Here is a 25,077-nt window from a genome sequence, read left to right as displayed (position 1 = left end):
GAGACAGGTTTGATTGGTATGACTGAAACAGAAGTTCTGTACAACACGTCGACCCCGGAGTTCCAGACCGACCTTTGGGACATCTACCGCACGATGCGCGATGAGCATCCCGTGTACCACGACCCCGACCAAGGGTTCTACGCACTGACCCGGTTCGACGATGTGTGGGCTGCCGCAGCAGACCACGAGACCTTCTCCAGCAAGGTTGCGGAAGCCAACGAGCTGCTGCCGCAACTCATCTTCATGGATCCGCCCAGGCAGACCGCGCTGCGCAAGCTCGTATCTCGCGTGTTCACCCCGCGCCGGGTCGCCGGGATGGAAGCCGATCTCAGTGCGTCGATAGAACGACTGATCGACACCATCGCAGCCAAAGGCACGTGCGAATTCCAGCACGAATACGCCGCGGTCATCCCGAGCGTCGCGGTCGGCGGGATGATCGGCCTCGACGAAAAGTATCTCGCCCCGATGCGCGCATGGACCGAGGCGTTCATCGGGTTGACGGAGAACAACGAGGATGCGCTCAACGCCGCCGTGAGCATCTACACGACGTTCGCCGAACTTCTCGAAGAGCGCCGTCGTGAACCGCGTGAAGACATGATGACCGCACTGCTCAACGCGGAAATCGACGGCGAGCGGCTCAGTGACGAGGAGTTGCTCGGATTCTGTTTGCTGCTGGTACTCGGCGGCAACGACACCACAGCCAGCCTGATCGGTTCCGGCACGGTGCTTCTCCTACAGAACCCGGATCAGCTGGATCTGCTGCGCCACGACCCGTCACTGTGGTTGTCCGCGGTCGAGGAGATCAACCGTATCGAGGCTCCAACCCAGGCCCTGCCCCGGACCGCAACCCGCGACGTCGAGTTGCACGGCGTACGCATCCCGGCCGGCTCACGGGTGCTGCTGGTATGGGGCGCAGCCAATCACGACGAACGCGAGTTCCCGGATCCGGAGCGATTCGACGTGACACGACGTGCCCAGCGCCACGCGTCATTCGGTCACGGTGTGCACTTCTGCATGGGCTCAGGTCTCGCGCGCTTGGAAGCCCGGCTCGCCTTCGAGCAATGGTTCACGCGCTTCCCCGAGTGTGAACTCATCGGTGCGCCCACGCGGATGGTGTCCACCTGGGCGCGGGCGTTCGAGTCGATTCCCCTTCGCGTCAACGAGAAAAGGACATCCCAGCCATGAGGTCAGCCATAGTCTCCGGTGCAGGTACGACCGCGATCATCGACGTTCCCACACCGCAGGCAGGCCCCGACGAGGTCCTCGTCCGCATCCGCGCGTGTGGAATCTGCGGGTCGGACACGTTCTACATCTCCATCGGGGGTCTTCCACCGCATCAGGGCAGCATGCCTCTCGGGCATGAACCGGCCGGCGAGGTCGCCGCCGTCGGTGAGAACGTGACCGGTATCGCGGTCGGCGACCGCGTCGTCATCAATCCGATGGCCGTACCCGACGACATCATCGGAAACGGGGGATCCGCCGGTGGCCTCGCCGACTACCTGTTGGTCAAGGACGCCGTGCGGGGCCACAGCATCGAGGTCATTCCCGACTACGTTCCCTACCAGGTCGCTGCGCTCAACGAACCCATGGCCGTGGCCCGGCACGCGGTGAACCAGGTGGCTCCCAAGCCCACAGATCGCGTGGCGGTGTTCGGCGCCGGGCCGATCGGACTCGGCGCGACGATAGCCCTGAAATCCCTTGGAGTCGGCCATGTGGTTGTCATCGACCTGCTGCAGACTCGCCTGGACAAGGCAATGAAGGTCGGGGCGGATGCGGTCATCAATTCGGCCGACGAAGACGTCGTCGCGCGGTTGATCGACCTGCACGGCCCGGGTGAGTCGATCTGGCCGGGAAAGTCCGGCACGGACATCTACCTCGATGCCGCTGGTGCGTCCGAGGTCGTCACGACGGCATTGGCGGCGGCGCAGCGCGGAGCCACCCTTGGGATCGTCGGTGTGCACAAGGAACCGGTGACCGTCGATCTCATGAACGTGATGAGCAATGAACTCACCATCGTCGGCTCGATGGGCTACCCGGACGAGATCTTCGAAGTCACGAAGGACATCATCGAGCACTGGGAGAAATACGCCGTGATCGTGAGCCACACCTTCGCCTTCGACGACCTCGATGAAGCTTTGCGCTGCGCCGCCACGCCCGGCGCGTCCGACAAGATCGTCATCACCTTCGACTGAGGACGGCGTAGGCCCCCGGCTCGCCGGCCGACGGGGAGATCAGTGAGGAAGTCCTGCAACGCGGCCGAAACGACGGGAGGGAGTGGTGGCCGGCACGAGCTCAGGGATGATCCATCTGATGCAGTATGCAGTGCTTTAGTTGACATAATGTGGCTTATCGGCACAATGCTGACTTGCGAGAACAGACCACGTGGGCCTTGCGCGTCGTTTGTGCAGGTCTGCGCTGATCTGGGCGATCTGTCCACCGCTGCAGTTTCTGTCCAGCCCTCTCCGAACTACCCCGTACCGTCGGTCGGCTGCTCGTCGCCAACTGTCGCCATCATCGTCGCCCGCGGCGGGCCATCGTCTGTATCGGCTGAGGTCGGGCTAGGCCGGCCTGGTGGTCATCGCAGACTCGGCCCGCGAGGCTTGTCTGACGGGATTGCCAGTGGTTAGCGCCCTCGGTCCCGGCCGTCACCGGAGCCGTTCGGTCGATTCAATACGTCACAGTGACAAATTGAGTCTGCGCCGCTGGACCTAATTGCGCTGTCCTGCAAACGCATCCGTAGCTTTGCGGGTGTCGGAACTTGAACGTCCCGTTGATGTCCGGCCGTGCAATCACTCACTCGCGGCCGCGATCTGAATTCCCTCCGGTCGTCGGGTTGTTTCGCCACACGTGTTGATCGATGATGTTTCCGCGTGCTGCGGGAGTCCCCCGGGACTATGCCACCCTTCCCCGTTTCACGCTCGAATAGCGTCACTGTGACGAATTGGGGGCGCATGGCCGGAACCCAATTGCGCAGCACCACATTGACTTTCGTCAGCATCCAGCAGGCTCCCTAAGGTTCCACCTGGTTCGTATCTGTTCGGCGAACACGAGACTTGACGTCGCTCTCTTTTCCGGTCACGTGTCGTCAAGCCCTGCAAGCTATTTCCGATCAGGACGGCGCGGCCCCGCGCACGGCGGCGGCCAGATGATCGTGTCGCCGCTCTCGCGGACGCCCCACTTACGCTTCGAGGGCTGCCGCATGTCCGGGTGTGAATCCTCGACCGGGGTGATCGCCACCGCGACCCACACCGCGGTCAGCGTCGCAGCGGCCACCGCGGACACGCCGGACGAAATCGCCAGGATCGGACCCGCCGAGCTGGTCTGGCACCACCAATACGCGCCGACCCCGGCGACCGTCGACAACCCCGACAGGTAGGCCGCCGCAGCGCACCACCGGAACCGGCGACGCCGCAGCGTGACGACCGAACACATCGCGCCGCCGGCGGCCAGCACGGACGCGGCCAGCGGGACCGTCCCGACGTCGTGGCCGACCACCCATGTCGTGATCCCACACGCAACCAACACCAGGACGGCTACCCACGCCACGCGACGCGCCCATACGGGCAGATGAACGTCCTCGAGCACCCGGTGTTCGATCTGCCTGAGGGCCGCCTCGAGCGATCGGTCGCGCTGCCGCAGACGGAACACCACACTCACCTCTTCGAGAAAACTGCCTGGTGTCGAGGATAGTCGCGGCCACAAACCGCCTGGTCAGAACTTGCCGTCGAGGTACTCCGCGTAGGCCGGCAGATCCAGCTGGCCGTGTCCGGACAGCCCGATGACCACCACCTGCTCCCGCGGATCGTCCGCGACATGCTTGGCCGCGGCCGCGATGGCATGCGTCGCCTCCGGCGCCGGCACGATGCCCTGCGTGCGCGCGAACTGCACACCAGCAGCGAATGCGTCGTGCTGCGAGATCGCCACGCCCTCCACCAGTCCGAGTTCGACGGTGTGGCTGAGCGCCGGCGCCATGCCGTGGTAGCGCAGGCCGCCGGCGTGGATCGGGTCCGGCACGAAATCCATGCCGAGCGTGTGCATCTTCAGCAGCGGGGTCAGCCCGGCCACATCGCCGTGGTCGTAGCGGTACTCACCCTGGGTGATCGACGGGCACGCGGCCGGTTCGGCGGCCACGATCCGCGGGTTCGACCGGCCGTGGATCTTCTCTCGCAGGAACGGGAACGACAGCCCGGCCAGGTTGGAACCGCCTCCGGCGCAACCGAATACGACGTCGGCACCGTCGGCTTCCACCAGCGCCAACTGCGCGACGGCCTCCTGGCCGATGACGGTCTGATGCAGCACCACGTGGTTGAGCACGCTGCCCAGCGCGTAGCGCGCCTCCGGGTCCGCCGCGGCGACCTCGACAGCCTCGCTGACCGCCATACCGAGGCTGCCGGTGGTGTCCGGATCCTTGGCCAGGATCGCGCGGCCCGACTCGGTGAGCGTCGACGGGCTCGAGTGCACCGTGCCGCCGTAGGTCCGCATCAGATGCCCGCGATACGGCTTGGACTCGTACGACGCGCGGACCTGCCACACCTCGATCTCCAGGCCGAACTGAGCCCCGGCGAACGACAGTGCGCTGCCCCACTGGCCGGCGCCGGTCTCGGTGGTCAGCTTCCGCACACCGTCGATGGAGTTGTAGTAGGCCTGGGCCACCGCCGAGTTGGTCTTGTGGCTGCCGACCGGGCTGACACCCTCGTACTTGACGTAGATGTGCGCTCCGGTGTTCAGCGCCTTCTCGAAGCGGCGAGCGCGGATCAGCGGAGACGGGCGCCACATCGCGTAGATCTCCCGCACCTCCTGCGGGATCTCGATGTAGGTCTCGGTGGCCACCTCCTGCGCGATCAATCCGCTGGCGAACAGCGGCGCGAGGTCATCCGGGCCGACCGGTTCCTTGGTGCCGGGATGCAGATGAGGCGGGATGGGCTCGGAGAGCTCGGCCGCCAGGTTGTACCAGTGCGTCGGCACCGTGACGGTGACGAGGTCCGGATGGGTGGCGTCGAGCTGTTCGGTCATGCGGACACCCTAACGGGCGACGATGCGGGCGCGAGGCGCCGTCAGGAGTTCGCCCCCCTCCAGAGAACTACGCCTCTTTCGCCCCGATCAGGGCCTCGGAGATCACGCCGGTCGCCCTCTTCAGAGCGGGAACAGCACGGGCGATCAGATCCTTGCCCATCCGTCCCGAGGGGCCGGAGATGCCGATCGCCATCGGAGTCGGAGCACCCGGCACCGCCATCGCGACGGAGCGAACACCGATCTCCGACTCCTCATCATCGATGGCATAGCCGTCGGCGCGCACGCGCTCGACGTTCGCGAACACCGCGGAAAGGGTCGACGCACTGTTCTTCGTCGGCGCCGGAAGCCCGGACTGCGTCACCAGTTTCAGAATGCGCGCATCGTCCAGTTCAGCCAGGACGGCCTTGCCCACGCCGGACGTGTGCAGACCGACGCGCTTGCCGACCTCGTCATTCGGCCGCGTCATCTGCGGAGAACGCACCTGCCCGGTGTAGATCACCATGTCGCCGTCGAGCACCGCGAGACTCGCCGCTTCCGACAGTTCGTCGACCAACGACTCCAGCACCGGACCGGCGACGGCGCCCAACTGGCGGTTCGCGACCTCGCCGAGTCGAATCAATCTCGGGCCCAACGCATAGCGGCGATTGGGTAACTGGCGCACGTAGCCGAGGCCGACCAGTGTGCGCAGCAGGCGGTGGATCGTCGGCGGCGGCAACGGGGACTCCGCGGACAACTCCGTCAGCGAGCACTCCCCTCCGGCACGTCCGATCAACTCCATCAATTCGAACGCGCGCTCGACCGACTGCACGCCGCCCGATTTCTCTGCCATCCATCTACTCCTGGCCGCCGATGTGGATTCCATTCAACAGTCCAGGAATCGATTCCACAATATGGAACAAACTGAGCCTCGACAGAACCTTGCGTGTACATTTCCCAGCCCGCACCCTAAACTCCACAATGTGGAATTCCGCCTCCCCGTCCAGCTAGGGCGCCACCCGTGACTCGATGCCTCGATGACGCGGCGCTGGCCGATATCGATCGTCGCCTCGCGGCCGCCGACGCCCAACTGGTGGCTCGATACCCCGGCGATGACGGCCGCCGCCAGCCGGTGCACACGGTCTACATCCCGGGCAACCGGTACTCGGCGACGATGCCCGCCGAGTGGGGATCCACCGCTCTTGCAGCCGCGAAGGATGCCGGCGGGCTCGACGCCGTGGCCGCACTGGTCGGCGCGAGCAGCGGAACCGACTGCGAGCCGGAGACTCTCGCAGCTCTTGTCGAGTACAAGCTGACCACCGAGCCGATCGAAGACCTCCGCATCGACTTCGAGGACGGCTACGGCACCTTCGACGATGTGACCGAGGATGCCGATGTCGCACAGGCGATCGCCGCGCTGCGGATCGCGCTCGACGCGGGCACCTCGACACCGTTCGTCGGTACGCGCTTCAAGTGCCTGGAAGCAGGCACCCGTGCACGCGGACTGCGCACGCTCGACATGTTCATCAGCGGACTCGTCGACTCCGGCGGCCTCCCTGACGGCCTCACCCTGACCCTGCCCAAGGTGACGTCCGTCGACCAGGTCGAGGCCATGGTCGCGGTCGCGAGCGCCCTCGAAGCCGCACAAGGACTACCGGATGGCCGGATCCGCTTCGAAGTGCAGGTCGAGACACCGCAGGCGATCCTCGGCGCCGATGGTCGCGCACCCGTGGCCCAGTTCATCCACGCCGGCCAGGGCCGCGTCAGCTCATTGCATTACGGGACCTACGACTACTCGGCCTCCCTGGGTATCGCCGCCGCGTACCAGTCGATGGAACATCCGGCGGCAGATCACGCCAAGAACGTCATGCAACTCGCGGTCGCGGGCACCGGTGTGCACATGTCCGACGGTTCGACCAACATCGTCCCGGTCGGCGATCCCGACAACGTCGCCATGGCATGGAAGCTGCACGCCCGACTGGTCCGCCGCCACCTGGAGCGCGGCATCTACCAGGGCTGGGACATGCACCCGGCCCAGCTCGTAACCCGGTACCTGGCGACCTACGCGTTCTACCGCGGCGCCTTCTCCCCCGCCGCGACGCGCCTACGCAACTACGTCCACCAGCTCGACTCGACCGTCATGGACGAGCCTGCCACCGCCCGCGCACTTGCCACCGTCATCCATCGGGGCAGTGTGTGCGGCGCCCTCACTGTCGACGAGGTCGAGACCGCCGTCGATCTGCCCATGTCCACCGTGCGCGATATCGCGCTCGGCCGCCCCACAAGGAGCAACCAGTGACCCTCCCAGTGCCCGCAGCGTCGTACTACACGCCCCGCGGCGGCCTGCCCCCGCAGACCGATCTGCTGACCGACCGCGCCATCGTCACCGAGGCCTACACGGTGATCCCGCGCGGCGTCCTCTCCGACATCGTCACCTCGGTGTTCCCGGAGTGGACCAATACGCGCGCATGGATTCTCAACCGGCCGGTCGCCGGTGGTGCGACGACGTACTTCCAGGCGATCGTCGAGGTCAAGCCCGGCGGCGGTGCGCAGCGACCCGAGCCCCAGCCCGAGGTGCAGAGCTTCCTGTTCGTCACCTCCGGCGCGCTCACCGTCAACGCGGCCGGCCAGTCGCAGACACTCACCGAGGGCGGCTTCGCCTACCTCCCGGCGGGCACCGACTGGTCGGCGCACAACAACGGTGACGCCGATGCGACGTTCGTCTGGATCCGCAAGCGCTACGAGGCCGTCGAGGGCCACACCGCATCGGTCAAGTTCGGCAACGAGCAGGACATCGAACCGTCAGCCATGCCGGGAACCGACGGCAAGTGGCGCACGACACGCATGCTGGACCCCCAGGATCTCGCGTACGACATGCACGTCAACATCGTCACGTTCGAGCCCGGCGCCACCATTCCGTTCGCCGAAACTCACGTGATGGAACACGGCCTGCTGATGCTCGAAGGCAAGGCCGTCTATCACCTCAACGGAGACTGGGTGGAAGTTCAGGAAGGCGACTTCCTGGCGCTGCGCGCCTTCTGCCCGCAGGCGTGCTACGCGGGCGGGCCGTCGAACTTCCGTTACCTGCTGTACAAGGACGTCAACCGCCAGATCATGCTGTAAGACGTTGCCCTACAACTGAAAAGGCCAGCCGATGACCTTCTTCTCGCGCGGAGTCGCGTAGGTACGCACCTTCGATGTGGACAGACCCATCCGGACCAGACCTTCGGCGATGGTGACCGCCGAGCGGACTCCGTCGACGATCGGGACGCCGGTCGCGGCCCTGACCTTCTCCTCGAGTTCGGCCATGCCGCCACAGCCCAGACAGATGACTTCGGCGTGATCGTTCTCGACGGCCTCCCGCGCCTGGCGGACGATCGCCTCGACCGCACGATCGGGATCTGATTCGAGTTCGAGCACACCGAGTCCGGACGCCCGGACCGACGCGCACCGTGCGTCGAGTCCCGCGAGCTTGAGACGGTCTTCGATCAGCGGCACGGTGCGGTCGAGCGTGGTGACAACCGAGTACTTGTGTCCGAGATACATCGCCGTCGACGCGGCCGCCTCGGTGATGTCGACCACCGGGACGTCGAGCAACTCCTGCAGACCTTCGCGGCCGTGCTCGCCGTAGCCGGCCTGGATCACGGCGTCGAACGGTTCGGGGTACGACGTCACGGCGTCCATCACAGCGATGGCCGCAAGGTAGCTCTCGAAGTTTCCTTCGCACGACTCCGCACCGAACCGCGGTGTGATGCCGACGATCTCGGTACCCGCAGACGCGACTGCGCGCGCCGACTCGGCGATCGCCTCGGTCATCGAGGCCGTCGTGTTGACGTTGGCGACGAGGATTCTCACGGCGCTCCCCTAGTGCGTACTGGCCACGGCGATGGGCTCACCGGAGACATCGTGGAACGGTCCGCGGCGGTCTGCAACCGCCAGGTAGACGATCGCACCGAGTCCGGCGCCGATGAACCAGGAGAACTCGGAGACAATCGCGAACGCCGGAATGAACGCCATCAGCAGTGCCACCACCGCGGTGACGACAAGGGCGATCACGGCGCGGACGTTGACCCCCTTCGTGTAGTGGTACTCGCCGTCCGCATCGGTCGTGAACAGGGCCAGCACGTTGATCTTCGAGCGACGCACCAACCAGTAGTCGGCCATGACGATGCCGAACAGCGGACCGAGAATGGCGCCGAGTCCGCCGAGGAAGTAGTTGATGACCGCGGGGGTGTTGTACAGGTTCCACGGCAGGATGACCAGGCCGATGACGGCCGAGATGAACGCTGCGCGACGGAAGTTCAGGTGCTTCGGGAACAGGTTGTTGAGCGCATAGATCGGGGCGACGAAGTTCGCCATCAGGTTCACGGCGATGGTCAGGATCAGCAGCGCGAGGGCGGCGAGCACCAGCAGCAGGGTGTTGGGCACCTCCTGGACGATGTCGGCGGGTGCCTCGATGATGCGTCCGTCGATGCGGAACTGCGCACCGGCCATGGTGATCACGATGCCGCCGAACACCAGCATGTTGAGCGGGATACCCCAGAAGTTGCCGCGCACGATTGCCGACTTCGATGTGGCGTTACGGGTGAAGTCGCAGAAGTTGAGGACGAACGTGCCGTAGATCGCGACCCACAGGCTGGCGCCGCCGATGATCTTCAGCCACATGTCGAGGCCGGTCAGCGAGTCGGGCGTGCTCCACGCGATGCTCCAGTCGGCGTTGTTGAGCATCCAGATCGCCAGCGCGATCATCGTGAACAGGATGACTGGGCCGGCGAACGCCTCGTACTTGCGGATCATCTCCATGCCGTAGCTGACGATGATCACCTGGACCACCCACAGCGCGACGAACGAGATCCAGCCGAGCGTCGAGAGCCCCAGGAAGCTGTTCGAGTCCAGCGCCTCGGCCGACGGTGCGAGCGCGATGATCATGATGCGCAGCACCACTGACGCGAGGTAGGTCTGAATGCCGAACCACGCGATCGCGACCGCCCCGCGGATGAGGGCGGGAATCTGCGCGCCGCTGGTGCCGAACGCGATGCGGCTCATCACCGGGAACGGGACGCCGGTCTTCTCTCCCATGAACCCGGACAGGTTGAGCAGCAGGAAGAGGAACACTCCGCCGAGCGTCAGGGCGAGCAGGATCTGCCACCCGCCGAGGCCGAGCGCGAACAGCCCGATGGCGAACGCATAGTTGCCGAGGCTGTGGACGTCGTTCGCCCACAGAGTGAAGATGTTGTACGCACCCCACCGTCGACCTTCGCGCTTTGTGGGCGCGAGATCGGGGTTGTACAGATCCGGACTCACGCCGGCGAACGGGGCATCGTCACGACTGGAGTCGCCGATCAGCCCGGTGGACCCTGTGCTCATGGACACACCTGTCACGGTCGGAGCGCCGACGCTCCGCGTCGTCGCTGGAATTCCACCTTGTGGAAGTTGTATTCCACAAGTTGGGTAAGTAACTCGCATCGGGACGGCACCTGTCAACCCTCGGCGCGATTGACGACAGTTACCCCCACCTCTAGAGTCACCGAAAAGTGGAGCGTGAGTTCCACCATGAGGAATATCTCGCAGCAACGGAGACCATCCATGACCGCCGACACCCGCGAGCAGCCGAACCACTCCGATCTCGACCTGGTGGTCCGCGGCAAACGCACGTTGACAACGGCGGGAATCGTCGCCCGCGAGATCGGTATTCGCGACGGTCGCGTCGTCGCGATCGAGCCGCTGGGCAGCGGCCTCCCCGGCGCGGAGATCATCGAGCTCACCGACGAGCAGGTCATGATCCCCGGCCTGGTCGATACGCATGTGCACGTCAATGAGCCGGGCCGCACCGAGTGGGAGGGGTTCGACTCCGCTACCCGGGCCGCGGCGGCGGGCGGCGTGACCACGTTGATCGACATGCCGCTCAACTCGATTCCGCCAACGGTCAACGTCGAAGCACTCAACGTCAAGCGTGCGGCAGCATCGGGCAAGCTACACATCGACGTCGGTTTCTGGGGCGGAGCAGTCCCCGGCAATACCGGCGATCTGCGCGGTCTGCACGACGATGGCGTGTTCGGCTTCAAATGCTTCCTGCTCCACTCCGGCGTCGACGAGTTCCCGCATCTCGACGCCGACGAGATGGAGAAGGACATGCGGGTGTTGGCCGAGTTCGACTCCATGATGATCGTGCACGCCGAGGACTCCCGTGCCATCGATCATGCCCCCACTGCCGAGGGCGACCGATACAGTCGCTTCCTGGCGTCACGGCCGCGCGGCGCCGAGAACGTGGCGATCGCCGAGGTCATCGAGCGCGCCCGGTGGACCGGTGCCCGCGCGCACATTCTGCATCTGTCGTCGTCGGATGCTCTGCCGATGCTCGCCACTGCCAAACGCGACGGCGTCAGGATCACGGTGGAGACGTGCCCGCACTACTTGACGCTGCTCGCCGAGGAGATCCCCAACGGTGCGACCGCGTTCAAGTGCTGCCCGCCGATCCGTGAGGCGTCGAATCGGGAACTTCTGTGGCAGGGCCTGCTCGACGGCACGATCGACTGCATCGTCTCTGACCATTCACCGTCGACGATCGACCTGAAGGACGTGGAGAACGGCGACTTCGGCGTGGCGTGGGGTGGCGTCGCCTCGCTGCAGCTCGGCCTCTCGTTGATCTGGACCGAGGCAAAGCGGCGCGGCGTGGCACTTTCCCAGGTCCTCGAGTGGATGGCGGCCAAGCCCGCCGAGCTCGCGGGGTTGAACAACAAGGGCAAGATCGCTCTCGGCTACGACGCCGATTTCGCGATTTTCGAGCCCGAGTCCGCGCAAGTGGTCGACGTGCACAAACTGCATCACAAGAACCCGATCAGCCCGTATGACGGTCGTGCACTCGCCGGCGTCGTGACGGGGACGTGGCTGCGCGGCAAGAGAATCGACTTCAAGACCCCGCAGGGCAGGATGCTTCGGCGCGGCGGCGTGTAGCCCAGCGTCTTCGTGGGTGCCGGCCATGAATTCGCCGATCAGCGGTGCGGTCCGTACCCTTCCCCCGTGAGCGCCATCGACCCCGACAAGCTGAGAACCTGCCTGCAGGTGCTGGCCGACATTGAGGCGTTGCCGCCCGAACACCCCGACGCCGTCGCTGTGCGCCGGGCCACGGCGGGCATCTTCAAGTCGGTTCGCAAGGCCCGCCGGCACGCCAAACGCGACGCCGTCGCGGCGGCTGACCGTGCCGTGATCGCCGCCACCGCCACGGGCGCACCGGGCCGCATCGACGACGAGACGGCCGGGCTGCCCCTGGTGTCCACCGCCGAGGGAGCCACCGCCGGCACCCTGCAGCGGTCTCGGGCCTGCTACGTCTGCAAGACCCACCACACCGTGGTCGACGCGTTCTACCACCAGCTCTGCCCGAGCTGCGCGGCACTCAACAGGGCCAAGCGTGACGCCCGCACCGACCTGACCGGCCGGCGTGCCCTGCTCACCGGCGGCCGCGCCAAGATCGGTATGTACATCGCGCTGCGACTGCTGCGCGACGGGGCGCACACGACCATCACGACGCGCTTTCCGCACGACGCCGTGCGGCGCTTCGCCGCGATGCCCGACAGCGCCGACTGGCTGCACCGGCTGCGCATCGTCGGTATCGACCTGCGCGATCCCGCGCAGGTGGTCGCGCTGGCCGACACCGTCGCCGCGCAGGGTCCGTTGGACATCCTGATCAACAACGCCGCCCAGACGGTGCGCCGCTCTCCGGGCTCGTACGCAGCCCTCGTCGAGGCCGAGCGCACCGCGCCGACCGAACTCGAACTCGTCGACGTCATCTCGTTCGACCGCGTCAGCGACGCCCACCCCGCTGCGCTCGCCGGGAGCCTGGCCGAGCAGCACACCCCGCACGCCGTCACCGAGCTCGCGCTCGCGGCGCGCAGCGCCTCGCCGGAACGGATCGCGGCAGGCACGGCCATCGACGCGGGCGGGCTGCTGCCCGACACCGCATCGGTCAACAGCTGGACCCAACGGGTGCACGAGGTCGACGCGATGGAACTGCTCGAAGTCCAGCTGTGCAACCAGACGGCGCCGTTCATCTTGGTCAGCCGGCTGCGGCCGGCGATGGCCGCCTCGTCGGCGCGCCGCAAGTACGTCGTCAACGTCTCGGCGATGGAAGGCCAGTTCAGCCGGGCCTACAAGGGGCCCGGTCACCCGCACACGAACATGGCCAAGGCCGCGCTGAACATGCTGACGCGGACCAGCGCCGGCGAAATGCTGGAGCAGGACGGCATTTTGATGACCGCGGTGGACACGGGCTGGATCACCGACGAGCGCCCGCATCCGACGAAGCTGCGCCTGGCCGACGAAGGCTTCCACGCCCCACTGGATCTGGTTGACGGAGCCGCGCGCGTGTATGACCCGATCGTGCGCGGGGAGGCCGGCGAGGACCTGTACGGCTGTTTCCTGAAGGACTATTCGCCGGGCAACTGGTAGTGGGTTCTGCCCGCACCGCCGCGGTGATCTGGATACTCGGCGCGACTGCCTATCTGGTGTGCGAGGCCGTCGCGGCGGCGGGCTTTCCCGGCTACAGCTACCTCGCCGACTACATCAGCGATCTGGGCGTCAGCGACGTGATGAACATCGGCGCGTTCATGGTGCACGGCATCCTGTTCGGGCTCGCAGCGGCAGTGCTGGCCCGCGGCTGCACGACGACGGCGGCGCGGGTGTTCGTGGTTGCCGCCGTGGCGAATGCGGTGGGCAACATCCTGGTGGGCATGTTTCACAGCGGGACGCCCGATGCGCACTGGCATGTCGTGGGAGCGGGTCTGGCCATCGGCGGCGGCAACGTCGCGGTGATCGCGGCGGGGTTCGCCGGCCGCGCGCTCCGGGCGCCTTCCTGGGCGCTCCGGGCGAGCTTCGCGCTCGGAACCTTCGGCCTGGTGTGCCTGACCACCCTGATCATCGACGGCGCCACCGGTTCCCGCGTAGTAGCGGCCGGCCTCTTGGAGCGCGGGTCGGTGTATTCGATCATCGCCTGGAACTGCTCGCGGGCTTCACGCTCATGCGTCGGCGGTAGACGATGGCGCCTCCGGCGGCACAGGCCCACCGCGACACACACGCTGATACGCCGGGTAATCCCAGGTCCGCAGGAACTCCTCGGCGGCGCGCACCCCGCGTTGGTAGAGCGCGTCGCGTTCCTCGGCGCTGATATTGAAATCGAGGGGGCCGATATTTTCGGTGGGTACGAAGATCGTCCGCTGGACCGTGCACGGGTCATCGATGTAGGCGGCGTCCTGATCGCTGATCAACGTCTCCAGAGCTGCGAACGCCAACGACAGCGGGCCGTGGATTTCGTGGGTCGGCGCGCGCCCAGCCGGCGCCGAGAGTCGGATCCCGAAGGTCGGCCAGCGCGGCTGGTCGTCGGAGCTGTCGAACAACTGGACCGGAAAGTTCGACAGCAGACCACCGTCGACCCACGTAGCCCCGCCGACCTCGACCGGCTCGAATGCGAATGGCACCGCCGACGACGCGCGCACCGCCCGCGCGACCGGGAACTCGTCGGGATCCAGACCGTAGTTGGGCAGATCCCAGGGAATGCGGACCAACCGACGTCGTGACAAATCACTGGCGGTGACCACCAGCGACCACGCGTTGCGCTCCGGCTCCTCGCCGGTGCGCAGATCACCGAACGTACGAACGCCCATCTCACCGAGTAACTCCGTCAGCAGGTTCTCCAGGTACTCGCCCCGGTACAGCCCGTTGTGGGCGGCCAGCGACAACGCCGGGCCCACAACCGGTATCCGCGTGAGCACCGTCGGGTCGGCGAATTTGGAGTAGTCGATCTCCTGCGCGAGCTCGTCGAGACGCGACAGCGGTTCCCCGGCGGCTTGAAGTCCCGCGATCAGCGCGGCCACCACCGAACCCGCGCTCGAACCGGCGACCCTGGGGAACTCGTAGCCCACGGCGGCGAGCGCATGCACGGCTCCGACCAGGCCGATACCGCGGACACCGCCGCCTTCACACACCAGATCTGCGCGGTTCATGTGCGCCTCCTTCGGCACTCGATCCCAGGCTAGGCCGCATCAGCCCCGACCGTGTCACCTCTCACCGTCTGTGGTCCGCACGTGTAGGGACCACCAAGCGACTCCACAGCACACTCCCAGCATCATCCAGGACTACATAGCCTCCCTATGTTCGTTGTGCCGGATGACGGCCACCCGCCGCCGTCCCTACCGATCGACCGGAAGAGTGTCATGCCCACTTCAGACCACGACCAGTGGCTTCGCCGCTTCGAGCAGCTGACCTCCAGTGATGCGCAACTGGTTGCCGCCCAACCGGATCCGGCCGTCACTGACGCCATCAGCTCGCCCGATGCGCGGCTCGTCGACGTCATGCGGACCGTCATGACCGGATACGCCGACCGGCCCGCCCTCGGGCAGCGCGCCGTCGAGTTCGTCACCGACGTCACGGGGCGTACCGTCGCCGAACTGCAACCCCGCTTCGAGACCCTCACCTACGGCGAGACCTGGGCGCGGGTCCGGGCGCTGGCGCACGCGCTGATCAATGATCCCGTGCGCCCCGGCGACCGAATCGCGACGCTGGGCTTCACGAGCGCCGACTACGCCGTCGTCGACATGGCCGTGTCCCTGACCGGGGCCGTCGGGGTGCCTCTGCAGACCAGCGCCGCACTGGCGCAGTTGCAGCCGATCGTGGTCGAGTCCGCGCCGGCGGTGATCCTGTCCAGCGTCGGTGATCTCGCCGACGCCGTGGAACTCGCGCTCAGCGCCCATGCCCCCGAGCGGGTGATCGTGTTCGACTATCACCCCCAACTCGACGAACACCGCGACGCCTTCGCCGCCGCCGCCGACCGCCTGCACGACATCCCGCTGGAATCCCTCGACGATGTGATCGCCCGTGGCGCAGAGCATCTCGCCGAGTCCGAACCCGACGCCGGTGCCCCTGACGACCTGCGTATGCTCGTCTACACCTCGGGCAGCACCGGCGCCCCGAAGGGAGCCATGTACACCGACCGGCTGATGGCCAACTGCTGGCGCGGCTGGTTCTCCCCCGAGCGCAACGTCGACGGCAGGCTCCCGGCGATCACCCTGGACTTCATGCCGCTGAGCCACGTGATGGGCCGCGTCGTCCTCTACGGCACCCTGGGTGCCGGCGGCACCGCCTACTTCACCGCGCGCAGCGACCTGTCGACACTGCTCGACGACCTCGCACTGGTACGACCGACCCGACTCGATTTCGTACCCCGCATCTGGGAGATGCTGTTCCAGGAGGTGCAGAACAGCGGCGGACAGGGAAAGGACCTCCTCGGCGGGCGACAGCTGTTCGCGATGACCGGGTCGGCGCCGACCTCCCCGGAACTGCGACAGTGGGCCGAGGACTACACCGGCATTCACATCATCGACGGCTACGGCTCCACCGAGGCGGGCATCGCCCTTGTGGACGGCGAGATCCAGCGCCCGGCGGTGCTCGACTACAAACTGGTCGACGTGCCGGACCTGGGCTACTTCACCACCGACCGACCACATCCGCGTGGCGAATTGTTCCTCAAGACAACGAATCTCATTCCGGGCTACTACAAACGACCCGACGTGACCGCCGAACTGTTCGACGCCGACGGCTGGTACCACACCGGTGACGTGATGGCCGAGGTGGGACCGGATCGGCTCGAGTACGTCGACCGCCGCAACAACGTGCTCAAGCTGGCGCAGGGCGAGTTCGTCACGGTGTCCACATTGGAGGCCGCCTACGGTGGGCACCCATCGATCCGGCAGATCTTCGTCTACGGCAACAGCTCCCGCTCCTACGTGCTGGCCGTCATCGTGCCCACCGACGACGTGCTGGCCGGCGTCGGCGGCGACGTCACCGCGGTCAAACCGGTTCTGGCCGAAGCCCTGCAGGCCGTCGCGCGCGGCGCCGGCCTGCAGTCGTTCGAGATCCCTCGCGACTTCCTCGTCGAGACCCAGCCGTTCACCCTGGAGAACGGACTGCTCACCGGCATCCGCAAACTGGCCCGCCCGCAACTCAAACAGCGCTACGGGCCCGCGCTCGAACAGCTCTACACCGACCTCGCCGAGGGCCAGGCCGACGTGCTGCGTGAACTGCGGCGCACCGGCGCGGACGGCCCCGCGTTGCAGACGGTCACCCATGCGGCCGAGGCGCTGCTGGGCACCACCGGCGCGGCCCCGGACACCGCGTTCACCGACCTCGGTGGAGACTCGTTGTCGGCGCTGACCTTCGGCAATCTGCTGCACGACATCTTCGATGTCGACGTGCCGGTCGGGGTGATCGTCAGCCCGGCCAGTGACCTCGCCGCCATCGCCGCCTACGTCGAGGCGCAGCGCGCCGGCGGCGCCACACGGCCCAGCTACGACGCCGTCCACGGCCCGGCCGCAACCGAAGTCCACGCGAAAGACCTGACCCTGGACAGGTTCCTCGACGAGGCCACCCTCGCGCACGCCGCCGCGCTGCCCGGCCCGAGCGGGGAGGTCCGCACTGTCCTGCTGACCGGCGCCACCGGATTCCTCGGCCGCTACCTCGCCCTGCACTGGCTGGAGCAGATGAGCCTCGTCGGCGGCACGGTCATCGCCCTGATCCGCGCCAAGGACGACGCCGCCGCGCGGGCACGCCTGGACGCGACCTTCAGCAGCGACCCGCGACTGCTCGCCCACTACCGGGAACTGGCCGCCGAACACCTCGAGGTGCTGGCCGGCGACAAGGGCGAGGCCGACCTTGGCCTGACCCGCGCGACCTGGCAGCGACTTGCCGACACCGTCGACCTGATCGTGGACCCCGCAGCGCTGGTCAACCACGTGCTGCCCTACCGACAGCTGTTCGGGCCCAACGTCGTCGGCACCGCCGAGCTCATCCGGCTGGCCCTGACCACCCGCATCAAGCCGTTCGTCTACGTCTCGACGATCGGCGTGGGCGACGGCATCGCGCCGGGCCGCTTCGTCGAGGACGCCGACATCCGGCAGATCAGCGCCACCCGCACCATCGGCGACAACTACGCCAACGGCTACGGCAACAGCAAGTGGGCCGGTGAAGTCCTACTGCGCGAAGCCCACGACCTGGCCGGCCTTCCGGTGTCGGTGTTCCGCTGCGACATGATCATGGCCGACACCACCTACGCCGGGCAACTCAACGTCCCCGACATGTTCACCCGCCTGATGCTGAGCCTGGCGGTGACCGGCATCGCCCCCAACTCGTTCTACGAGCTCGACGAGGGCGGCAGCCGACAGCGTGCCCACTTCGACGGCCTGCCAGTCGAATTCATCGCCGACGCCATCTCCACCATCGGTGCACAGGTGATCGAGGGTTTCGAGACCTACCACGTCATGAACCCGCACGACGACGCCATCAGCCTGGACACGTTCGTCGACTGGCTCATCGCGGCCGGATATCCCATCGTCCGGGTCCCCGGATACGCGGCCTGGCTGCAACGGTTCGACACCGCACTGCGGGGCCTGCCGGAGAAGCAACGCCAAGCCTCGCTGTTGCCGCTGATCCACAACTATCAGCACCCCGAACACCCGATCAACGGCCCACTGGCGCCGGCCGACCGCTTCCGCGCCGCGGTACAGGAGGCCAAGATCGGACCGGACAAGGACATTCCGCACCTTTCGGCGCCGGTGATCGTCAAGTACCTCACCGACCTGGAGTTGCTCGGCCTGATCTAGTTCCCCTGGCGGGCCGACCGTCCTACCGTGAAAGCCATGCCCGAAGCGATCGATGTCGCCCACCCCCCGCAGGCGCTGCTCAACGTCATCAACCCGACCTTGAGGTTCGCGCTGCGCACACCCCTGGGTGGCGCGCTCAAGCAGTTCATGATCGTCAGCTTCACCGGCCGCAAAACCGGCCGCCGCTTCGCCGTGCCCGTCAGCGCCCACCGCCTCGACGGTGACCTCTACGTCATTCTCGAGGCGGGCTGGAAGCACAACTTCCGCGACGGAGCCACCGCCGAGGTCACCTACAACGGCACGACGACACGGATGCACGGTCAGCTCATCACCGACCCGGCGGCCGTCGCCGACATCGTGCACCGCGTGGCGGCCTCCTACGGCGTCAAGAAGGCCCAGCAGAGCATGGGCATGAAGTTCAGCGGCGGCGTCGTCCCCTCGAAAGAGGAGTTCCAATCCGCGGCAACGCGTCTCGGTATCGCCGCCATCCGGCTCACCCCGGCGGCATAACCGCGTTTCGCGCGTCCTCCGCGGAGATCGTCTCCGGCCCATATGTCCTGCACCGCAGGCCATATCGCCACCGCTGTCGGCTACCTATCCGCGCCGACGCGGCGCACTGATCTACTCGCCGTTCCCGGTGACACCGGTCAGCCCGGTACTCCCCCGCGACCGGATTTGCCGCGTGCCGGGCTCAGCGGGCAAACCGCAATGAACTGTTAACAACGCGGACCAAGATCAGTAATACGCGGCAACCTACACTTTCGATACAAATTTGAAACCGCCGATTAGCCGTCCTTCGTAAACCCTACGAAGGCATCTCTGCCTTTCGCGACACCACGCGACTGGCATGAGCAATCAGTCCCGATCCATTTCCTCAGCGCGTGCCGTTCATTCTTGTCCGACTACCTAGCCCGCTCCGTAATCGGGGCCAGAAAGGCTTCACATGCTCACGGCTGCCAAAAAGGCCACACTCGGAAGTTTTGTCGGCACGACAATCGAATGGTATGACTTCTTCATCTATGGCACGGCCAGCGCACTGGTCTTCCGCCATGTCTTCTTTCCTTCCCACGACCCCCTGGTCGGCACCCTGCTCTCTTTTGCGACGTTCGGCGTGGCGTTCGGCGCCCGCCCTCTCGGAGGGTTGATCTTCGGGCACTTCGGGGACCGTGTCGGCCGACGCCCGATGCTCGTCGTGACACTGATCTCGATGGGTGTGGCAACCGGCGCCATCGGTCTTCTGCCCGGTTACGACGCGATCGGCATTGCCGCGCCGTTGCTGCTCGTCACACTCCGGGTGTTGCAAGGACTTTCGGTCGGCGGCGAGTACGGCGGGGCCGTGCTGATGTCCGTCGAGCATGCACCGCCGGGCAGCCGTGGGCTCTATGGCAGCTGGGTCCAGGCAGGATCGCCGGCGGGCCAGATTCTCGCCAACGGTGTCTTCCTGACCACCACAGCGGTGATGTCGCAGGAGCAACTTCTCTCCTGGGGCTGGCGAATCCCGTTCCTGGCAAGTTTCGTGCTGGTGGCGGTCGGGCTCGTCATTCGGCTGACCGTGGAAGAGAGCCCGGAATTCCAACGGGTCGATCAGCGAAAGGAAAAAGAGGACAGCCCGGTCGTCACCATTCTCCGGCAGTACCGTAAGCAAGTCGTCCTCATGGCTGGTTCGTACCTCGTCACCGGCATCGTGATTTACGGGGCCGCGGTATATAGCCTCAGCTATGGAACAACCAATCTTGGATTCAGCTACAGCCAGATGTTGTTGATGGTGCTCCTGTGCCAGGTTCTCACCTTCATTCTTATTCCGCTTTTTGCGCATGTTGCAGATCGTGTGGGAATCAAGAAAGTATTCATGCTCGGGAACATCGGCATGGGGCTCATGGGTATCCCCTGGGTCCTTCTCTTGGACACCGGTGATTTTGCGCTGGCGGTATTCGGCTACTTCCTGATATTCGTCCCCTACGCGGCGACCTACGGGACGATGGCCGCATTCTTCGCCAGCGTCTACGACACCCGGGTCGGCTATTCGGGGCTTTCGATGGGCTATCAGCTGGGCTCCATCTTCGGTAGCGGTCTCACGCCGCTGGTTGCGGCCGCGCTCATCGCCTCAACCGGCACAGTGGTCGCGTTCGGCGCCTACATTGCGGTGGCGGCCGTCCTGTCGATCGTGGCGACCATCGGGCTCAACGCCCTCGAGGGCGGTTCCGAATCGCCGGCCCCTCCGGCTCACAAGATTTCGGTGTAAGTTCCTGTTGCCGAATCGATTTCACCAACCGCATAGGGCTAACCGTTGCCTCCGGGCGACACCGAACCCCGCGGAGACTCTTCAGGAAGCTCCGCATAATCCCATTGATGCTGCCGGGCAAGATCACAGGCGACGTCGACGACCCCCTTCAGCAGTGAGTCCAACAGCACACGATGATCATCAGCGATCGTGACCAGTTCGGGGGCGGACGCCAACATCGTCACCGAGGTCCACGCCTCGATCTGGAGGTTCTCCCAGGAGCGTTTGAGGAGGCCGTTGCCGGCCGCCTCGACGATGTGCCGGTGGAACGCGACCGTCTCCAACCCGACAGCCTCGACGTCGTCGTGCTCGGCGGCACGGTACATGCTCGCGACATCCTGTTGCAGTTGCTCGACCGGCACCGCGCCGGCCAGCAACACCAGCCGGGTCGCGGTCTCCTCCAGTGCGGCCCGCAGGACGTAGCTTTCCCGCACCGTCTCTCGGATAAAGGAACGAACGAATGTGCCACGCCGCGGCCGTATCTCGACGAGGCCGAATGTTTCGAGGTCGCGTAGCGCCTCCCGGACCGGAGCCTGACTGGTGCCGAACTGCGCCGCAACTTTGGTCTCCACCAGGCGCTCGCCCGGCCCCAGCTCCCCCGACACGATCTGATGCACGAGCGTGTCTCTGATCTGGTGGCCGAGCGTTTGACGCAGGCCAGGCGGGGGGTGCGCGGGCATGGTCTGAAGATACGGACTCATCGTCTGTGCGGGACGACCGGCCTGGCCTGGACGGTCAGAGGTCCACGACGAGGACCGCGGACCTTGATCGGGACACGCAGGGCAGAATCATCTCGTGCGAATCGCGCTCTGAATCGCTGAGCACGTCGTCGTGATGCTCCGGGATGCCGCCGAGCACCCGCAGTTCGCAGGTGCCGCAGATGCCGGCCCGGCACGAGTTGTCGATCTCGATGCCGGCGTCTTCGAGTACGTCCAGAAGTGTTCGGTCGGCAGGAACGCTCAGTGTCGTGCCTGTCCGGGCCAACTGCACATCGAATTGGCCGTCAGCACTCAGGGGCGGACGTTCTCGGGGTGTGAAGCGCTCCAGATGCAGCGCACCCGCGGGCCAACTGGCGCACCGGAGTTCGACGGCGTCGATGAGCGGACCCGGACCGCAACAGTAGACCGCCGTGTGCGGAGCGGGGCTTCCGAGGAAGCGGTCGAGGTCGAGCAGGCCGTGCTCGTCGTGGGGCAGCACATACAGTTCGCCATCCGATACTGTGCTCAATTCGTCCACGAAGGCCATCGAGCCACGCGTTCGTCCCCCGTAGACGAGCGTCCACGCCTTCCCGCGTCCGGCGACTTCGTGGATCATCGGCAGCATGGGCGTGATACCGATCCCGCCGGCGATGAAGAGATAGCGGTCGGTGTCCACCAGTGCGAAATTGTTCCGCGGCCATGACGCGGAGACGAGGCGACCCGGCCGGAAGCCGTCGTGGATCAACGCGGAACCGCCGCGACTGTTGTCGTCGCGCAGGACCGCTATACGCCAGCGCTGAGCGTCGGCCGGATTGCCGCACAGTGAGTAGTGACGGACGATCTTGTCGGCCAGTTCGATCTCGATGTGCGCACCGGGTGTCCATCCCGGCAGCGGCGCTCCGTCTTCTGCGCAGAGCTCCAGGCTCACCACACCGTCGGCCTCCTGCTGGATTGCCGAAACTCTCAGTCGTGCAGGCAATGTCGTTGTGCTGTTCAACAGAACTCCAAGGCGGTGGGTGAGCCACGGAACGTGCGGGACCTGGGACGGCCGACAGTCACCCCTGGGGTGCCATCAGCCGGGTGGCCGTCTCGGGAGTGAACATGTTCGCCGCGATGTCGTGCATGCCTCGCATGGCCCGGAGGATCTCTTTGCGGTCCTCATCAGTTTTCGCGTACCGCGCCAGCATCTGCCTGCCCAGTCCGACATGGAACTTCTCGTCGATCTCGATTTTGCGATGCACCCGCACCACCTCGTCGAAGCCGTGTCGTTCTCCGGCAAGGAATGTCGGCTCGAGGCTTCCGGTTGCCGAGGTCTCCGAAGCGTTCCACGCCGCAATAGCGGCAAGGGGATGGCGATCGAGACAATCCCAGAGGAACTCACTCCATTTCTGGGTGTCCGGCGGGATCGTGGTGGGCGCCGTGCCGCCGAGCGATTCGACCGCGTTGCTCACCAGTTCGTAGTGCTCAGCCTCCTGGAACGCTTGCTTCGCCAGCAGGGTGATGTGCTTGCGCTCGAAACCCAGTCCGTACCGGTGGATCTCGGCATTCAAGAGGAACACGTAATCGATCTCGCGCCAGGCACGCGTCGCCAGCCACTCGGCCAGGATGATGGGCTTGGGGTCCCGGCTGAAGTTGTCGAAGAAATCCTCACTGGTGCGTTTGGCGTTGGCGAAGATGGCGTCGAGAATCTCGTCGACTTCTCCGATGATCGGGTCGAGGCCCGTTCCTCCCCTGACATTGCGCACATCTACCACTGCCGATCTCCTCTGCCGTCGCCGTCCTATCGATTATCGATTGTTCTGCAGGTGTGTCGTACCGTCAAACGGAAGAGCACATTCACTCGTCGGTTGGCGCCGGGTATCCCTCGGCCGGCGAACGCCTGGACGGCTTCCGGCGAGTCGGACGGCGGCGAGGCCGCGGCCGCCGCCCCCGAAGCCCGCGATCACCGAGTTCGCCATCACCATCGGCGAACCCATACGGAAGGCCGCAGCCTGTCCAAATAACGAATTTGGTTGCAGTGATGGACTTTTGCCGCCTGCCAGTACCTGTAACGCCGTGTCCGACCGCGGCGATAAGGAGGACGGCGACGCCGCGATGACGTCACTATGACGAACGACTGGGAGGGTTGCCAAAACGGTGCCGCCCAGAATCCGGGTCTGTCATAGTTCTGCGCAGGGAATGTTGGGGGGAATGAATGGCCGCTGGTTTGCGAACCGCCGGTCGCCTTGTGGGGGCGACAGCTCTGGCGTTGGCCGCGCTACCGATCATCATCCCGGTGGCGGACTCGCAACCGTGTCCCGACATCGGGGTGGTGTTTGCCCGCGGCACCGCCGAACCGCCCGGCGTCGGTGGCGTCGGCCAGCGATTCGTCGATTCCCTGCGAGCGCAGGTAGGCCCGCGGACGGTGGGCGTCCACGCCGTGAACTATCCGGCCAGTAGCAACTTCAGCGGCGGACCGGTCTTCACCATGAATGTCGTCGAGGGCATGCGCGACGAGACCAACCACCTGCGCGGTGTGGTGTCGGTGTGCCCGAACACCCGCATGGTTCTCGGCGGCTACTCTCAAGGCGCGGTGGTGACCGCCCTGGTCACTTCGGGCGTCGTGCCGACGGACGTACCCGCCGGAGCCGCTCCCCTTCCGATCCCCGGCGACGTCGCCGACAACGTCGCCGCAGTGGTGCTGTTCGGCATGCCTGCGGGGTGGTCTGCCGCGAAATACAACGCACCGGTCATCGACGTCGGGCCGGCCTACGCCGCCCGGGTCCTCGAGCTCTGCGCACTGGGTGACACCGTCTGCTCCGGTGCCCCCGCCACCGGTTCCCCTGCGGCACACCAGCAGTACGCCAACAACGGAATGGCCGATCAGGCAGCAACCTTCGCCGTCGGCATGCTGGCCCAGCCCGCTCCCACCCTGACCCTCCAGTGAGACGTCAGAGGGCTACCGCCCGTCAGCAGGCGTCCGGCGCCGATTCGTACGCGTCGATGGCCCCGACCTTGGCTGCCGACGCACTCTGCGGATCGAACTCGTAGCCGAGCCACTCCCCTACGAGGCGGCGCGCCAACTCCAGCCCGATAACCCGCTGCCCGAAGCACAGCACCTGTGCGTTGTTCGACAGCACTGAGCGTTCGACAGAAAAGCCGTCGTGCGCGGTGACCGCGCGGATCCCGGGCACCTTGTTGGCGCTGATCGCGACCCCGAGCCCGGTACCGCACACCAGCAGGGCGCGATCTGCCTTGCCCTCGGCCACCATTCGCGCCGCCGCAACCGCCACGTGCGGATAGGCGGTGTTCTCGTCGGCACCGACTCCGACATCGGTGACATCGGCGACGCGCTCATCGGCGAGCAGGTCACCTTTGAGCGCTTCCTTGTACTCGTATCCGGCGTCGTCGGCTCCGACGACGATCCGTAGGCCAGACGGCATGGTGGTCACGTCCCTTTCGCTGTTCGCGGAGCCCATGGTTA

At 66.1% G+C, this 25,077-nt stretch carries 20 protein-coding genes and 1 pseudogene; 11 read left to right on the top strand and 10 right to left on the bottom strand.

The genetic code is table 11. The annotated features are described in order from the left end of the window. Positions 1-18: 18 nt before the first annotated feature. Together MVA01S_RS00955 and MVA01S_RS00950 are read left to right on the top strand one after the other, a co-directional pair. The gene (locus MVA01S_RS00955) at positions 19-1,185 is read left to right on the top strand and encodes a cytochrome P450 (protein ID WP_003932517.1); all 1,167 of its coding nucleotides are present in this window, start codon (positions 19-21) and stop codon (positions 1,183-1,185) included. Then, the gene (locus tag MVA01S_RS00950) at positions 1,182-2,192 is read left to right on the top strand and encodes a zinc-dependent alcohol dehydrogenase (protein WP_003932518.1); all 1,011 of its coding nucleotides are present in this window, start codon (positions 1,182-1,184) and stop codon (positions 2,190-2,192) included. Before MVA01S_RS00955 ends, MVA01S_RS00950 begins: the two co-directional genes overlap by 4 nt. Positions 2,193-3,099: 907 nt before the next feature. Here MVA01S_RS00950 and MVA01S_RS00945 read toward each other — a convergent pair. The 3 genes from MVA01S_RS00945 to MVA01S_RS00935 all read right to left on the bottom strand — a co-directional run bounded on the left by MVA01S_RS00945 (position 3,100) and on the right by MVA01S_RS00935 (position 5,842). Continuing rightward, positions 3,100-3,648 (bottom strand): hypothetical protein, encoded by a 549-nt coding sequence (locus MVA01S_RS00945; RefSeq protein WP_003932519.1) that lies wholly within the window; start codon positions 3,646-3,648, stop codon positions 3,100-3,102. A gap of 63 nt (positions 3,649-3,711) precedes the next feature. Next, the gene (locus MVA01S_RS00940; protein WP_003932520.1) at positions 3,712-5,013 is read right to left on the bottom strand and encodes a TrpB-like pyridoxal phosphate-dependent enzyme; all 1,302 of its coding nucleotides are present in this window, start codon (positions 5,011-5,013) and stop codon (positions 3,712-3,714) included. Positions 5,014-5,080: 67 nt separating this feature from the next. After that, positions 5,081-5,842 (bottom strand): IclR family transcriptional regulator, encoded by a 762-nt coding sequence (locus MVA01S_RS00935; RefSeq protein ID WP_003932521.1) that lies wholly within the window; start codon positions 5,840-5,842, stop codon positions 5,081-5,083. Between the two features lie 168 nt (positions 5,843-6,010). On the opposite strand from MVA01S_RS00935, the gene MVA01S_RS00930 reads away from it, so the two are divergent. Then, positions 6,011-7,288, top strand: coding sequence for a DUF6986 family protein (locus tag MVA01S_RS00930; protein ID WP_003932522.1), 1,278 nt, complete (start codon positions 6,011-6,013; stop codon positions 7,286-7,288). Between the two features lie 8 nt (positions 7,289-7,296). Continuing rightward, the gene (locus tag MVA01S_RS00925; RefSeq protein ID WP_003932523.1) at positions 7,297-8,112 is read left to right on the top strand and encodes a bifunctional allantoicase/(S)-ureidoglycine aminohydrolase; all 816 of its coding nucleotides are present in this window, start codon (positions 7,297-7,299) and stop codon (positions 8,110-8,112) included. Between the two features lie 9 nt (positions 8,113-8,121). On the opposite strand, the gene MVA01S_RS00920 is transcribed toward MVA01S_RS00925, so the two are convergent. Next, on the bottom strand, positions 8,122-8,844 hold the full coding sequence (locus MVA01S_RS00920) for an aspartate/glutamate racemase family protein (RefSeq protein WP_003932524.1): 723 nt from the start codon (positions 8,842-8,844) through the stop codon (positions 8,122-8,124). Positions 8,845-8,853: 9 nt separating this feature from the next. Beyond that, positions 8,854-10,356, bottom strand: coding sequence for an NCS1 family nucleobase:cation symporter-1 (locus MVA01S_RS00915; RefSeq protein ID WP_003932525.1), 1,503 nt, complete (start codon positions 10,354-10,356; stop codon positions 8,854-8,856). A gap of 219 nt (positions 10,357-10,575) precedes the next feature. Between MVA01S_RS00915 and allB the strand changes: the two genes are divergently transcribed. The 3 genes and pseudogenes from allB to MVA01S_RS30130 all read left to right on the top strand — a co-directional run. Beyond that, entirely contained in the window at positions 10,576-11,943 is a 1,368-nt protein-coding gene (gene allB, locus MVA01S_RS00910) for an allantoinase AllB (RefSeq protein ID WP_003932526.1), read from the top strand. A 66-nt stretch (positions 11,944-12,009) separates the two neighbouring features. Further along, entirely contained in the window at positions 12,010-13,434 is a 1,425-nt protein-coding gene (locus tag MVA01S_RS00905; RefSeq protein ID WP_003932527.1) for an SDR family NAD(P)-dependent oxidoreductase, read from the top strand. After that, positions 13,434-13,919, top strand: a pseudogene (locus MVA01S_RS30130) (DUF998 domain-containing protein); the annotation flags it as partial. The gene MVA01S_RS00905 and the pseudogene MVA01S_RS30130, both read left to right, overlap by 1 nt. Positions 13,920-14,000: 81 nt before the next feature. Here the strand turns inward: MVA01S_RS30130 and MVA01S_RS00895 are convergent. Then, a complete protein-coding gene (locus MVA01S_RS00895) occupies positions 14,001-14,984 on the bottom strand; it encodes a patatin-like phospholipase family protein (protein ID WP_003932528.1) in 984 nt (327 codons plus the stop codon). Between the two features lie 210 nt (positions 14,985-15,194). On the opposite strand from MVA01S_RS00895, the gene car reads away from it, so the two are divergent. The 3 genes from car (at position 15,195) to MVA01S_RS00880 (ending at position 20,877) form a co-directional block, all read left to right on the top strand. Continuing rightward, positions 15,195-18,635: a carboxylic acid reductase gene (gene car, locus MVA01S_RS00890; RefSeq protein WP_040542444.1), complete on the top strand. Its 3,441-nt coding sequence runs from the start codon at positions 15,195-15,197 to the stop codon at positions 18,633-18,635. Positions 18,636-18,671: 36 nt separating this feature from the next. Next, the gene (locus tag MVA01S_RS00885) at positions 18,672-19,145 is read left to right on the top strand and encodes a hypothetical protein (protein WP_003932530.1); all 474 of its coding nucleotides are present in this window, start codon (positions 18,672-18,674) and stop codon (positions 19,143-19,145) included. Positions 19,146-19,578: 433 nt separating this feature from the next. Next, positions 19,579-20,877, top strand: a complete 1,299-nt coding sequence (locus MVA01S_RS00880) for an MFS transporter (RefSeq protein ID WP_003932531.1) — start codon at positions 19,579-19,581, stop codon at positions 20,875-20,877. A 38-nt stretch (positions 20,878-20,915) separates the two neighbouring features. Here the strand turns inward: MVA01S_RS00880 and MVA01S_RS00875 are convergent, their stop codons facing one another. From MVA01S_RS00875 to MVA01S_RS00865, 3 genes are all read right to left on the bottom strand, one after another. Beyond that, a complete protein-coding gene (locus MVA01S_RS00875) occupies positions 20,916-21,596 on the bottom strand; it encodes a GntR family transcriptional regulator (RefSeq protein WP_003932532.1) in 681 nt (226 codons plus the stop codon). 55 nt (positions 21,597-21,651) lie between these two features. After that, a complete protein-coding gene (locus MVA01S_RS00870; RefSeq protein WP_169801739.1) occupies positions 21,652-22,593 on the bottom strand; it encodes a PDR/VanB family oxidoreductase in 942 nt (313 codons plus the stop codon). 76 nt (positions 22,594-22,669) lie between these two features. Beyond that, entirely contained in the window at positions 22,670-23,368 is a 699-nt protein-coding gene (locus MVA01S_RS00865; RefSeq protein WP_040542447.1) for a hypothetical protein, read from the bottom strand. Positions 23,369-23,808: 440 nt separating this feature from the next. On the opposite strand from MVA01S_RS00865, the gene MVA01S_RS00860 reads away from it, so the two are divergent. After that, positions 23,809-24,540 (top strand): cutinase family protein, encoded by a 732-nt coding sequence (locus MVA01S_RS00860; protein WP_040542450.1) that lies wholly within the window; start codon positions 23,809-23,811, stop codon positions 24,538-24,540. Between the two features lie 22 nt (positions 24,541-24,562). Here MVA01S_RS00860 and MVA01S_RS00855 read toward each other — a convergent pair whose 3' ends face one another. Beyond that, positions 24,563-25,036 (bottom strand): ribose-5-phosphate isomerase, encoded by a 474-nt coding sequence (locus MVA01S_RS00855; protein WP_040542597.1) that lies wholly within the window; start codon positions 25,034-25,036, stop codon positions 24,563-24,565. Positions 25,037-25,077 lie beyond the last annotated feature (41 nt).

It is taken from the genome of Mycolicibacterium vaccae NBRC 14118 = CIP 105934, assembly GCF_001552715.1.
GTDB classification, from domain to species: Bacteria; Actinomycetota; Actinomycetes; order Mycobacteriales; family Mycobacteriaceae; genus Mycobacterium; species Mycobacterium vaccae.
The sequence above is the reverse complement of the archived record's forward strand: the minus strand, read 5'-3'. Positions and strand labels throughout refer to the sequence as shown.